Origin of the sequence: Streptomyces sp. NPDC005811 (assembly GCF_040630405.1) — a bacterium.
Taxonomy (GTDB): Bacteria; Actinomycetota; Actinomycetes; order Streptomycetales; family Streptomycetaceae; genus Streptomyces.
This window is the reverse complement of record NZ_JBEXXK010000087.1, coordinates 20,922-33,010: the sequence shown is the minus strand read 5'-3', so window position 1 is coordinate 33,010 and position 12,089 is coordinate 20,922. Positions and strand designations below refer to the sequence as shown.

Genomic DNA, 12,089 nt, shown 5'->3' with positions numbered 1-12,089 from the left:
TCATCGCCCAGGCCCTCAAGCCGGCCCACGACGCCCCGGCGCTCAAGGCCCGCGTCGAGGCCCTCGCCGCCAAGCACCCGCTCTACCCCGGTCTGAACAAGTAGTTCCCTGGTGGGGGTACCCGAAGGTGTGTGCCCCCACCCTTTCTGTAAGGAATCCCCGTGGCCATCTCGGTCTTCGACCTCTTCTCGATCGGCATCGGCCCGTCCAGCTCGCACACGGTCGGCCCGATGCGCGCGGCCCGGATGTTCGCGGCGCGCCTGAACGGCGACGCCCTGCTGGACTCCGTCGCCTCGGTCCGCTGCGAGCTGTACGGCTCCCTCGGCGCCACCGGCCACGGCCACGGCACCCCCAAGGCGGTCCTGCTCGGCCTGGAGGGCGCCTCACCCCGCACGGTGGACGTGGAGACCGCCGACGAGCGGGTGGAACAGATCAAGGAGTCGGGCCGGCTGCGGCTGCTCGGCACGCGCGAGATCCCGTTCTCCTTCGACGACGACCTGGTCCTGCACCGCCGCAAGGCGCTCCCGTACCACGCCAACGGCATGACCATCCGGTCGTACGACGCCTCGGGCGCGGAGCTGCTGACGAAGACGTACTACTCGGTGGGCGGCGGTTTCGTCGTCGACGAGGAGGCGGTGGGCGCGGACCGCATCAAGCTGGACGACACGGTCCTGAAGTACCCCTTCCGCACGGGCGACGAGCTGCTGCGCCTGACCCGGGAGACGGGTCTGTCGATCTCCGCGCTGATGCTGGAGAACGAGCGGGCCTGGCGGACCGAGGAGGAGATCCGCGAGGGTCTCCTCGACATCTGGCGGGTGATGCAGGCGTGCGTCGCCCGGGGCATGTCCCGGGAGGGCATCCTGCCGGGCGGGCTGCGCGTCCGCCGCCGGGCCGCCGTGACCGCCCGCCAGCTCCGCGCCGACGGCGACCCGCTGGCGCACTCCATGGAGTGGATCACCCTCTACGCGATGGCGGTGAACGAGGAGAACGCGGCCGGCGGCCGGGTCGTGACCGCTCCGACCAACGGCGCGGCGGGCATCATCCCCGCCGTCCTGCACTACTACGTCAACTTCGTCCCCGGCGCGGACGAGGAGGGCGTGGTCCGCTTCCTGCTCGCGGCGGGCGCGATCGGCATGCTCTTCAAGGAGAACGCCTCCATCTCCGGCGCCGAGGTCGGCTGCCAGGGCGAGGTCGGCTCCGCCTGCTCGATGGCGGCCGGCGCCCTCGCCGAGGTGCTCGGCGGCAGCCCGGAACAGGTGGAGAACGCCGCCGAGATCGGCATGGAGCACAACCTCGGCCTGACCTGCGACCCCGTGGGCGGCCTGGTGCAGATCCCGTGCATCGAGCGCAACGGCATGGCCGCGGTCAAGGCGGTCACCGCCGCCCGGATGGCCATGCGCGGCGACGGCTCCCACAAGGTCTCCCTCGACAAGGTCATCAAGACCATGAAGGAGACGGGCGCCGACATGAGCGTGAAGTACAAGGAGACGGCCCGGGGCGGGCTGGCGGTGAACATCATCGAGTGCTGAGGGGATGGCCCCTGACCGGCGCGTTCGCTTCTTTCGGCGCTGTCGGGGCCTTCCCTGCCTACGCGGCGGGGTGTCCTCGTCTCACTGCACGAGGACGGTGCACCAGACCTCGTTGCTGTCGCCGATGCCGCAGTCGGCGATCTCACCGGTGCGGACCTTCGTCCAGACGCCCTTCGCCCGCCAGTGCCAGGTGCCGACCCGCGAGAACCGCTCGTGGTAGCCGTGGCCGGCGAACGTGAAGGCGTCGACGTCGACGCCGGTGCCGTTGCCGCCGCGCGTTCCGTTGCCGAACGTCAGCTGCGCGCACTTGGCGTGCTTGAACTCGCTCCCGGTGCCGCCGCCCCAGTTCCACACGTCACAGTAGTGCGGACCCTCACCGAGACTCGTCGTGTAGTGCATGGTCTCACCGGTCCGGTTCTTCACCGCGCCGCATAGAGGGCCCACGCACCCGTCGGCGGAGGCGGTCGTGGCGCCCGCGACGACCGCACCGGACGCCATCAAGGCGGTCGCGGCGACAGCGACGGCCGTCCGGTTCTTCACTCGGGACATCATCCTGCCCATGGGCTGATCCATTCTTCTGTTGCATTGGGGGGTGGCTCTGCGCGAGCCCGCTGCGGCCCGTCGGCGGCGCACGGCGTCTGCCGCGATCCGCCTGACGGCACGTGAGGCGAGGATCTACGGTGAATCTTGCGAAAAACTTGTGACGGCCGCCCCGGCGCGGCCCCGGAACCAATGGTGGAGGGCCGCTTGGAATCCCGGCCGCTGCCCGGCGGACGAAGTCCCCGCCACCGGCCGGCCGTTCCGCCGCCCGTCCCGGGTGAGGCACGATGAATCTGCACCTTCTCGGACCCCTGGAACTGCGTGTCGGCCGGCGTGCGGTCGACGTCGGGCAGCCGCGTCGCCGCGCGGTCCTGGCGGCACTGGCCGTCGACGCGGGCCGACCGGTCCCCGTGAGCACGCTGGTGGATCGCGTCTGGGACGCCGCTCCGCCCGAGGGGGCGCGGTCGGTCCTCTACGCGCACATCAGCCGTCTGCGCCGACTCCTCGGCGACGCCGCGGCCACGCGGGCCCGTGAGGGGGCGGAGGCGCCGCCGCTCGCCATCCGCCGGGCCTCCGGCGGATACGTCCTGGACGCCGACGAGCACACCCTCGATCTGCTCCGGTTCCGCTCTCTCGTCGCCCAGGGGCGCGAGCCGCACCTGTCCGACACCCGTCGTGCCCAAGTCCTGCAGGAAGCACTGGCGTTGTGGCGCGGTGTGCCGCTGGAGGGACTGGCGGGGTCGTGGGCGGAGCGCACGCGGACCGCCTGGTCGCAGGAGCGCGTGGAGGCGGCGCTCGCCTGGGCCCGCGCCGTGCGGCAGCAGGGAAGGCACGAGGACGTGCCCCCCGTTCTGCAGCCCCTGCTGGCGGAGCATCCGCTGTGCGAGCCGCTCGTCGTGGAGGTGATCCGCGCCCTGGCCGTCGCCGGAAGGACGGCCGAGGCGGTGGACACCTACACCGGTGTCAGCCGGCGGCTGCGCTCCGAGCTGGACGTGGCCGCGGGCCCTGAACTGCGGTCCGTCTACGAGGAGATACTGCGCGGGGCGGGGCAGGAGGAGCCGCCGGGGGCGGGCCCCGGCCCGGTCGCCGGCCGGCCGCCGGCACCGCCCTCCGACCCCGTGCCCGCCCAACTCCCCATGCAGGTGAGCCATTTCAGTGGGCGCGAGCAGCAACTGGCCGAACTCACACGGCACCTCGTGCCCGCCGGTGGCCCGCACGCGGGGGAGCCCGGTTCGGCGGTGGTGGTCTCCGCCGTCTCCGGCACGGCGGGCGTCGGCAAGACCGCGCTCGCCGTGCGCTGGGCACACCAGGTGCGAGAGGCCTTCCCCGACGGACAGCTCTACGTCGACCTGCGGGGCTACGACCCGGACGAACCCGTCTCCGCCGCTCAGGCCCTCGCCGGCTTCCTCACCGCCCTGGGCGTTCCCGGCCAGGAGATACCCCTGCGGCTCAACGACCGCGCCGCGCGCTACCGGACCGCGGTCGACGGACGGCGTCTGCTCGTCCTCCTGGACAACGCGGCCTCCGCCGCCCAGGTGCGCCCGCTGCTGCCCGGAAGCCCCACGTGCAAAGTGGTGATCACGAGCCGGGACTCGCTGTCGTCCCTGGTGTCGGTGCACGGCGCGCACCGCGTGATCCTCGACGTCCTCTCCCCGCCCGAGGCTCTCGCCCTGCTGCGCGCCCTGATCAAAGCGCGCGTCGACTCGGACGAGGCGGCCGCCGATGCCCTGGCCGAGCAGTGCGGGTGGCTGCCCCTGGCCCTGCGGGTGGCGGCCGAACTCGTGCTGTCACGTCCTGCGGACCCGCTCGCGCACCTGGTGGAGGAACTCCGGGACCACCGGCGGCGCCTGGATCTGCTGGACTCGGGCGACGGAGACCCGCGCGGCGCGGTGCGGGCCGTCTTCTCCTGGTCCTACGACCGTCTGCCCGAACAGGAGGCGCGCCTGTTCAGGCTGCTGGGCCTGCACCCGGGGCCCGACGTGGACGTGTACGCGGCCGCCGCGCTGGCGGGCGAGAGTGTGGAACGCGCCCGGCGCCACCTGGACGTCCTGTCCCGCGCGCACCTGGTGCACCGCAGCGGGCCCGGCCGCCACGGCATGCACGACCTGCTGCACGCGTACGCCGCCGAACTCGCGCCCCGGCACGACGGGCCCGAGGAGTGCGCCGCCGCCCTGTCCCGCCTGCTGGACCACTGCCTGGCCGCGTCGTCGGCGGCCATGGACGTGCTGTACCCGGGCGAACGGCATCTGCGTCCGGCCGTCGAGATCCCGGACACCGGTCTGCCGCCCCTGCGCACGGCCGACGAGTGCCGCGCATGGCTGAGCGCCGCGCAGCCCACCCTGGTCGCGCTGTGTTCCCGGACCGAGGAACCGGGGCCGTCCCGGCACACCGTGCGGATCGCCACCACGCTCCACCGCCACTACGAGCGCTCGGGCCATTTCACCGACGCGCTGACCATTCACTCGCACGCCGTGCGGGTGGCCCGTGCCGTGGGGGACGCCCGTGGTGAGGTCGACGTCCTCGCCTGCCTCGGCGCGGTGCACCGCAGGCTCGGGGACTACGAGAGCGCCCACCGCCACCATGCGGACGCGCTGTCGCTGTGCCGCCGGATCGGGTACCGGGCGGGCGAGGCCCGTCATCTCACCAACGTGGGCGTGCTGCACGAGTTGCAGGGCCGCTACCGGGAGGCCGCCGAGCAGCACGAGAGGGCGGTCGAGCTGTTCCGCGCGGTCGGTGACGCCCCCGGTGAGGCCGACGTGCTGAACAACCTGGGCATCGTGCAGGAACTGCTGGAGGACTACCCGGCGTCGATCGAGCGCTATCAGCAGGCGCTGGCCCTGTATCGGCGGACGGGTCACACGTTCGGTGAGGCCAGCGCCCTCGGCAACCTGGGGATCGTCCTGGCGCGGCTCGGGGACCACTCTGCGGCGACCGTCCGGTTCGAGCAGGCGCTCGCTCTCTTCCGCAGGCTCGGACACACCGGGGGAGAGGCGCACGCGCTGTCCAACCTGGGGGACGCGCTGTGCCGTCAGGGCCGGTACGACGAGGCCTGCGAGCATCAGCACCAGGCCCTGGTCCACTTCCGGCGCACCGGGGAGGCGTACGGGGAGGCCGGCGCTCTCAACGGTCTGGGAGAGGCCCTGCACGGCGCCGGACGGCACGGCGAGGCCCTGGACGCGCACGCCGCGGCGCTGGAGGTCGCCCGTGGCATCGGGGAGCAGGAGGAGCAGGCCCGTGCCCACCTCGGTGCGGCCGTCGTCCGGCAGAGCAGGGGGGAGCGCGAGCACGCCGTCGACCACTTCCGGCAGGCGCTGTCCCTGTACACCGCGCTGGGCTCGCCACGCGCCGAGGAGACGCGCAAGGCGCTTCTCTCGGTGACCGCGGGGTAGTTCGCCTCGGAGAGTCTTCACATCCTCGGCCACCGCAGTGGGACGCCGGCCCGGGGCGGGCCGGCGGTGAACATCATCGAGTGTCAGGGGCGCCACGTGTCGGATCATGAGGTGGAGGACCTGGTGGAGCAGTCCGTCCGGGTCCTGGACGCCTGGTACCCGCCGGACGAGCGCCGGGTGCGGGACTGGATCGGCTCGCTGTACCGGTATCAGGAGCGGTTCGACTGCTCGCTGACGTACGGGCGGGTGGAGGACGTGTTGCTCCGGCGCGGGTTCGCGCCGGAGCAGTCCGGGCAGGACGGCGCCCCGCTGGTCGACGCCCTGCGCGCCGTCGCGGTCGCGGCGCGGGAGACCGGGGACCGTGAGCTGATTGCGGAGTGGTACGACCTTGAACCCGAGCTCTGTGCCCTGTACGACCTGGGCGGCGACGGCGCGGACGACATCACCTACTGACCGTCCCTGAAGAGGGGCTGGCCTGCGTGCAGCCGGGCGCGGACGCGCTCGTGGCGGGGCCGGTGCGCGTCCGGGTCGTCGGCCTCGGCCTCGTCCTGGTCCTCGTCCTCGTCCTCGTCCTCGTACACCTCCGGGACCAGGATGCTCCGGGCCGCGGCGAGCTGGTCCGGCGCCGGGTCGTACGCCGCGATCTCCGCCTCCAGCGTTCCCCCGCGGTAGTCGGCGAACTTGTCGTCCAGGACGAGGACCCGGGCGTGGACCGCGCCGGCCACCTCGAAGGTGAAGTCGTTGTAGTACCCGTGGACCAGGCCCCGCGCGCGCAGGTCGCCGCCGACGTAGAGGGCGCCCCAGGACAGCAGGTCCCGGACCACCAGATCGCCGAGGACGACGAGCATGCCGGCGCCGGAGCCGCGGTCGTCCAGGAAGCCGTCCACCACCAGGTCGCCGTCGACGACCAGCGCCAGGTCCAGGTCGGTGTCCTCGGGCAGGACCAGGTCGCCGGTGTGGTGGTACCAGCCGTGGTCGTGCCGGAGGAAGTCGGCGATCTGGCCGCCGGTGCGCCGGGCCACCGCCGAGGTGTCCGGCAGCCGGTCGAAGCGGTCCCGCCAGGTGGACAGGGTCAGCACGCGGAATCCCCGCGCCCGGGGTGGAGCTCGGCGAACGCGGCCGTGAACTCGAAGGGGTACTCCACACAGGCCTCGCCCGCGAAGCACTGTGCGGCGTGCCGGCGCATCCGGGGGCCGTAGACCGGGTCGCCGATCAGGTCGGTGTACGACGTGCGCTCGTCGAGGTCCAGCAGGCCCGCCGTGTCGGCGACGTAGACGTCGAAGCCCGGGTACATCAGGCCCAGGTACGGCATGTCGTCGAGGTCGAGGGCGAGCACGGGGTACTCGCCCTCCTCGTCCGGCTCGGTGACGGCCAGGACGCGCCGGGAGTCGGAGCCGCCGGGGAGCAGGAAGCACTCGGAGAGACGCCCGGACAGCCAGGCGAACTCCTTGCCCCAGAAGTCGCCCATCTCGTCCCCGACCAGTGCGTCGAGCGGGCGCGGCGCGAAGGAGCCGTCCGGGGCGAACCATCCGTGGCGCTCCAGCAGGCCGGTGTCGTACGCCAGCCAGGCGCGCAGGCTCGGCGACAGCGGACGCCCCGACGGGAACACGGCCTCGGCGAGCGCGTCCTCGGCCATCGGCCGGGCGACGCCGCCCTCCACCCAGGGCACGTTCACGTGCGGGAGCAGATACGGCAGCGCGCTCGCGGCGGGATCGCGGCGGACGGTCTCCAGGACCCGCTCGGTCAAGGGCACTCCGTGCATGTGTCTGCCTCTCGTTCGTTCACAATGAGCCTGGATCAGGGTGATGGTGGGGTGTGAGCAAGGGGGAGATCTTGTCGGACAGTTTCCTGGTGGCCGCCCGTATCCCGATGACCCGGGACGGGTTCGAGCGGTGGCTGAGCACTCCCGTGGCGGACCTGAGCGCGATCGCCAACCCGGCCGACATGTTCGACGGCTGGCTCTGGGACGGCCGTCGCGCGGACACGGAGTGGGACTCCGCCGATACGGGGACGACTCCCCGGGAGTACTTCGCGGAGCGGGCCGAGGGCGCCTGTTCGGGGAAGTCCGTGGACGGTGTGCTGGTGTACCGGGACGGGGCGCTGGAGGCGTATCTCCTGCATCTCGGGTACCGCGAGCGGAGCATCCACACGGCACTGCTCCTGCTCGCCGCGACCGGGCCGTTCACGTCCGGGGACACCGAGGACACCGTGCTGTTCTGGGCGGAGACCGGCGCCGGTCTCTGGGACGCCGACGACGACGGATGGCTGGCGGTGCTGTCCGTCGGCAGGAGCGGGGCACGGTTCGTCGACGCGCGGGACCTGACCGGCACGGTGGCCGGGCTGCGGCCGGTCGAGGACCGGTTCTTCGAGATGGTCGAGCGACTGGCCGAGGAGGAGGAGAGCTGGGCCTGGGACTCCGGCCGGGACTTCCGCACGGAGACCCCCCGGGACCCGGCGTTCACCGACCCCTCCGTACTGGAACGGCCCGGCCCCCGCTAGCGCCTGTCGTGTGGATCGAGAGCATGGCGCGATTGTGCCGGGCGGCACTGACAACGCCCCGGTGAGAGCCGGCAGGTCGACCAGTCCCTCGCGCAGGACGGGGCGGTGACGAACACCCCGGCGCCCTGGCGCGGCCGGACCGGGGTGGTCTCGCCGGGCGGAAAGGCATAGAAGGACATAAAAATAGAAGGACATAAAAAAAGGGGGCGTCCCGTCCGGGACGCCCCCTCCCCGACCTACTTGCTCAGGTACGTCCAGAACTCGTCGAACGACAGGACCTTGTCGCCGTTGAGGTCGCGGGTCTTGATGATGGCCTCGGCCACCGACTCGGTGACGTTCCAGTCGCCCTCCTGGGCCAGGGCGCTCTTGAACTCGGCGGCGGTGATGAAACCGTCGCCGTCCGTGTCGATGCGCTGGAACTGCGTGCGTGCTTCTTCGATGTCGGCCACCGATCCGCCCCTCTTCGCCATACCTTGCGGTGTCTTGCTGTCGAACTGACGCAGGTCAGATTAGCTGCCCGTGCGCGCCTCCAGCGCCGCGACCACCCAGGCGAACTCCTCCCGGTGGGCGGCCTCGGGCGCCTGGCCCTTCACCGTCACCAGCAACTCCCGGTACCGGGCCACCTGGTGGTTCGACGGGGCGGTGAGGCGGGCGAGGACCTCGGCCGGATCCGCGTCGCCGAGCACGCCCCGCAGCACCTGCGCCGCCTCCGGGGAGCCGGGGGCGACGCCCCGCGCGCGGGCCTGCGCCGCCGCCAGCACCAGCCGCCGGGCGAACCACAGGGACGCCCCGGCGGGCACCTCGGGCCCCCGGTCCGCCGCGTTGAACTCGGCGACCTGGCGCATCTGCGCCCGGAACTCCGGGTCCTGGAGCAGCTCGGCCAGCTCCACCCAGGCGTCCACCTGCTCGGGTGTCGGCTCCTCCGGCAGGTCCACGGCCGTGGCCCGCATCCGCTCGCGGATCACCGGGTCCGCGGTGTCCAGCCCGTGGAACATCTCGTCCACGAACTCCTCCAGGATCCTTCTGCGCTCGGCCGCCGAGAGCCGTGCCAGCTTGTTCATCAGGGTCATCTCCTCCGCACTCGAACCGCGCCGGGCCACCGACGACAGCACCGCCCGGGTCACCTTCAGCGACCTGATCTGCGCGTCCAGCGCGGACACATGGGCCGCCGCGACCTCCGCGACCGTCCGCTCCCCCGCCAGCACCCGCCGGACGTCGGCCAGGCCGAGGCCCAGTTCGCGCAGCGTGCGGATCAGTTCCAGGCGGGCGGCGGACTCGGCGTCGTAGAGCCGGTAGCCGCCGGCGGAGCGGGTGACGGGGGTCAGGACGCCCTCGTCGGACCAGTAGCGGATGGTGCGCACGGTCAGTCCGGTGGCGCGGGCCAGCTCGCCGATGGTGAACAGGCCGGTGCCGTCGTCGATCATGTCTGCGAGTCTGGGCCTTCCAGTGGGTGGAGACTCAAGGAGCGGTGCGGTGGAGACGTTGCGGGACATTCTCGACGGGGCCGCGCAGGGCGTCTTCCCCCCGGAGGACGGGCGGACGACGGTCGTCGGGCAGCTGTCCCCGCGCGACGCGGGCGTCCTCGCCTTCACGGCGCACTCGGTGGTCTTCACGGACGAGGACCCGCGGTGGGTGTACGACACCCTGCGCGCCGTGGACTGCGACGCGCTCTCCGCCTCGATGAACCCGCGCTTCCTCGCGGCGCTGATGGAGCGCACGGGGCGCACGGCCGAGACGATCGACGCGATGCTGGTGGCCGCACCGCTGCCGGGCGGGCCGCCGCCGGAGCTGCCCCTGACGGAGATCGAGGACCGCGGCCATCCCCGGATCCGTTACGCCCTGCGCCGGCGTCACGAGGTGCGGGCGTGGTCGGCGGACGGCGGGGTGCTGGTGACCGGGCGCGGGATCGGCGGGCGGCTGGAGGTCTCCGTCGAGGTGGACGGGCCGCTGCGGCACCGGGGCCTCGGCCGGCTGCTGGTGACCGCCGCCCGCCATCTCGCCGACGAGCCGGTGTGGGCCCAGGTCGCCCCGGGGAACGCCCGCAGCCTACGGGCGTTCCAGGCGGCGGGGTATGTGCCGGTGGGCGCGGAACTGCTGCTGACCGCCCGCCGCTGACTACCGGAAGATGCCGGTGTGGCCGAGGGAGTAGCGGCCGGGCTGGGGGTAGACGGCGAGGCCGTGCGGGCCGCTGCCGACGGGGATGCGGGCGAGCTGCTTCCCGGTGCGGGTGTCGATGGCGTACACCTCGGCGTCGTAGCGGCCGGACAGCCACAGGACCTTGCCGTCCGCCGAGACGCCGCCCATGTCGGGGCTGCCGCCGTGGGGCAGCCGCCACTTGCGGGTGACCTCGCCCCGGGCGAAGTCGAAGACGGAGATCGTGCCCTCGCCCCGGTTGGAGACGTACATCTCGCGGGAGTCGCGGCTGACGTACAGGCCGTGGGTCCCCTTGCCGGTGGGGAGGAAGGCGGGCCGGGCGAAGGTGTCGCCGTCGAGGATCCACAGGCCGTCGGCCTTCATGTCCGCGATGTAGAACCGCTTGCCGTCGGGCGAGATCTTGACGTCCTGCGGCATGGCGCCCTTGAAGGGCAGCTTCTGCTGGGCGATCACCTTCATCTTCTCGGTGTCGACCTTCAGCAGTTCCCCGCTGAACTCGCAGGACACGATGAAGTAGCGGCCGTCGAGGGAGAAGTCGGCGTGGTTGACGCCGTAGCAGGTGACGGGTTCGGTGCTGATCCGCTTCATGGTGTGCGGGTCGCGGAAGACGAGTTCACGGTCGAGGGAGGCCATGACGACGGCGTACTTGCCGTTGGGCGTGAAGTACAGGTTGTACGGGTCGTGCACGTCGACCGGCTTGCCCGTCCTCCCCGTGCGCGGGTCGATGGGGGTGAGGGTGTTGCCGCGGTCGTTGTTGACCCAGAGCGTCTTCAGGTCCCAGGAGGGCACCACGTGCTGCGGCTGCCGCCCCACCCGCAGGGTCCTGATCACCTCGTAGGTCTTCGGGTCGATGACGGAGACCGTGTCGGACTCGGTGTTGGGGACGTAGACGCGTGACGGGAAGTCCTTGACCACCGGGGAGAGCTTGTTCGGGCGGTCGGCGGCGTAGACGTCCTTCGGGTCGAGGACGGGCGGCATGCCGGGCAGTCCGTCCACGGCCGGCTTGCGCACCGGGGCGGGGACGGCGGCCTTGGTGGTGGCGGCCCGGTCGGGCCGGTCCCCGGTCCCGCCGCCGCAGGCGGCCAGGGCGGTGAGGGCGGCGGCGGTGAACAGGGCACGGGTGAGGAGGGGGGGTCGCATCAGCCGATCAGCTCCGTGGTGGTGACCGCGCGCAGTCCGCGGCGGGCGAGTTCGTCCAGTACGGCGGGGAGCGCGGCGAGGGTGTCCGCGTAGCCGAAGTGCAGGCTCACGACGGATCCGTCGCGGACCTCGCGCAGGACGTTGGCCGTGACGGCGGCGGCGCCGGGCGAGGTGAAGTCGAGGGAGTCGACGTCGTAGGACAGGACGTGGGGGTAGCCGGCGGCGCGGGCCAGCCGCTGGACGAGCGGGGAGGCGCGGGAGGCGCGGGAGGGCCGGAACCAGGTCCCGACGGAGCCGGTGAGCCGTGTGAGCCGCCGGGCGCACTCCTCGATCTCGCCGCGCGCCTCGGTCTCGGACATGGCGTTGATGTCGAGGTGGCGGTGGGTGTGGTTGCCGAGGTCGTGGCCGCCGTCGAGGATCCGGCGGGCCAGGGCCGGGTGGGCGTCGAGCCAGGTCCCGACGGCGAGGACGGTGACCCGTGCCCCGTGCCGCTCGGCCTCCCCCAGGAGGGCCTCGGCGAGGGCCGGTTCGCCCTGCCCGTGGAAGGTGAGGGCGACCCGGGGCCGGTCACGGGGGCCGTGGCTGATCTGGGCGGGCTGTCCGGGGAAGGCGCGGGGGGCCGGGGCGGGCCGGGGGCCGGCGGGGGAGGCGGCGGTGCCGGGTGCGGAGGCCGGTGCGGGCGTCGGGGGCGAGGGCGGGCCGGGGGACGCGCCGGACGGGGGGCCGGAGGCGGAGCCGGACGTGGAGCACGCACCGGCGAACGCGCCCCCGGCGACCAGTCCGGCACCCGCCTGCAGCGCGGCACGGCGGTCGGTCGAAGTCACCCGCACCATTTAAG

Annotated in this window: 12 protein-coding genes; 5 read left to right on the top strand and 7 right to left on the bottom strand. The window is 72.8% G+C overall.

From position 1 onward, the window contains the following. Window positions 1–161 precede the first annotated feature (161 nt). Window positions 162–1,529, top strand: coding sequence for an L-serine ammonia-lyase (locus ABZ490_RS49125; protein WP_359006498.1), 1,368 nt, complete (start codon window positions 162–164; stop codon window positions 1,527–1,529). Window positions 1,530–1,610: 81 nt separating this feature from the next. On the opposite strand, the gene ABZ490_RS49120 is transcribed toward ABZ490_RS49125, so the two are convergent. Further along, complete coding sequence (locus ABZ490_RS49120; RefSeq protein ID WP_359006495.1) at window positions 1,611–2,069, bottom strand: hypothetical protein; 459 nt, start codon at window positions 2,067–2,069, stop codon at window positions 1,611–1,613. Window positions 2,070–2,356: 287 nt separating this feature from the next. On the opposite strand from ABZ490_RS49120, the gene ABZ490_RS49115 reads away from it, so the two are divergent. Continuing rightward, on the top strand, window positions 2,357–5,458 hold the full coding sequence (locus tag ABZ490_RS49115; protein WP_359006492.1) for a tetratricopeptide repeat protein: 3,102 nt from the start codon (window positions 2,357–2,359) through the stop codon (window positions 5,456–5,458). A gap of 96 nt (window positions 5,459–5,554) precedes the next feature. Further along, window positions 5,555–5,911: a hypothetical protein gene (locus ABZ490_RS49110; protein ID WP_359006489.1), complete on the top strand. Its 357-nt coding sequence runs from the start codon at window positions 5,555–5,557 to the stop codon at window positions 5,909–5,911. Here the strand turns inward: ABZ490_RS49110 and ABZ490_RS49105 are convergent. Continuing rightward, the gene (locus ABZ490_RS49105; RefSeq protein WP_359006486.1) at window positions 5,905–6,537 is read right to left on the bottom strand and encodes a hypothetical protein; all 633 of its coding nucleotides are present in this window, start codon (window positions 6,535–6,537) and stop codon (window positions 5,905–5,907) included. The two genes, ABZ490_RS49110 and ABZ490_RS49105, sit on opposite strands and share 7 nt — an antisense overlap. After that, complete coding sequence (locus ABZ490_RS49100) at window positions 6,531–7,211, bottom strand: hypothetical protein (RefSeq protein WP_359006504.1); 681 nt, start codon at window positions 7,209–7,211, stop codon at window positions 6,531–6,533. The genes ABZ490_RS49105 and ABZ490_RS49100 overlap by 7 nt, the downstream gene beginning before the upstream one ends. An 80-nt stretch (window positions 7,212–7,291) precedes the next feature. On the opposite strand from ABZ490_RS49100, the gene ABZ490_RS49095 reads away from it, so the two are divergent. Beyond that, complete coding sequence (locus tag ABZ490_RS49095) at window positions 7,292–7,957, top strand: hypothetical protein (RefSeq protein WP_359006483.1); 666 nt, start codon at window positions 7,292–7,294, stop codon at window positions 7,955–7,957. Between the two features lie 236 nt (window positions 7,958–8,193). Here the strand turns inward: ABZ490_RS49095 and ABZ490_RS49090 are convergent, their stop codons facing one another. Together ABZ490_RS49090 and ABZ490_RS49085 are read right to left on the bottom strand one after the other, a co-directional pair. Then, entirely contained in the window at window positions 8,194–8,406 is a 213-nt protein-coding gene (locus ABZ490_RS49090) for an EF-hand domain-containing protein (RefSeq protein WP_359006480.1), read from the bottom strand. A 60-nt stretch (window positions 8,407–8,466) separates the two neighbouring features. Beyond that, entirely contained in the window at window positions 8,467–9,381 is a 915-nt protein-coding gene (locus ABZ490_RS49085; RefSeq protein ID WP_359006477.1) for a MerR family transcriptional regulator, read from the bottom strand. Window positions 9,382–9,430: 49 nt separating this feature from the next. Here ABZ490_RS49085 and ABZ490_RS49080 point away from each other — a divergent pair, with 49 nt between their 5' ends. Continuing rightward, window positions 9,431–10,072: a GNAT family N-acetyltransferase gene (locus ABZ490_RS49080; RefSeq protein WP_359006473.1), complete on the top strand. Its 642-nt coding sequence runs from the start codon at window positions 9,431–9,433 to the stop codon at window positions 10,070–10,072. Here ABZ490_RS49080 and ABZ490_RS49075 read toward each other — a convergent pair whose 3' ends face one another. Then, window positions 10,073–11,251, bottom strand: a complete 1,179-nt coding sequence (locus ABZ490_RS49075) for a hypothetical protein (RefSeq protein WP_359006470.1) — start codon at window positions 11,249–11,251, stop codon at window positions 10,073–10,075. Next, window positions 11,251–12,084 (bottom strand): polysaccharide deacetylase family protein, encoded by an 834-nt coding sequence (locus tag ABZ490_RS49070; protein ID WP_359006467.1) that lies wholly within the window; start codon window positions 12,082–12,084, stop codon window positions 11,251–11,253. Before ABZ490_RS49070 ends, ABZ490_RS49075 begins: the two co-directional genes overlap by 1 nt. Window positions 12,085–12,089 lie beyond the last annotated feature (5 nt).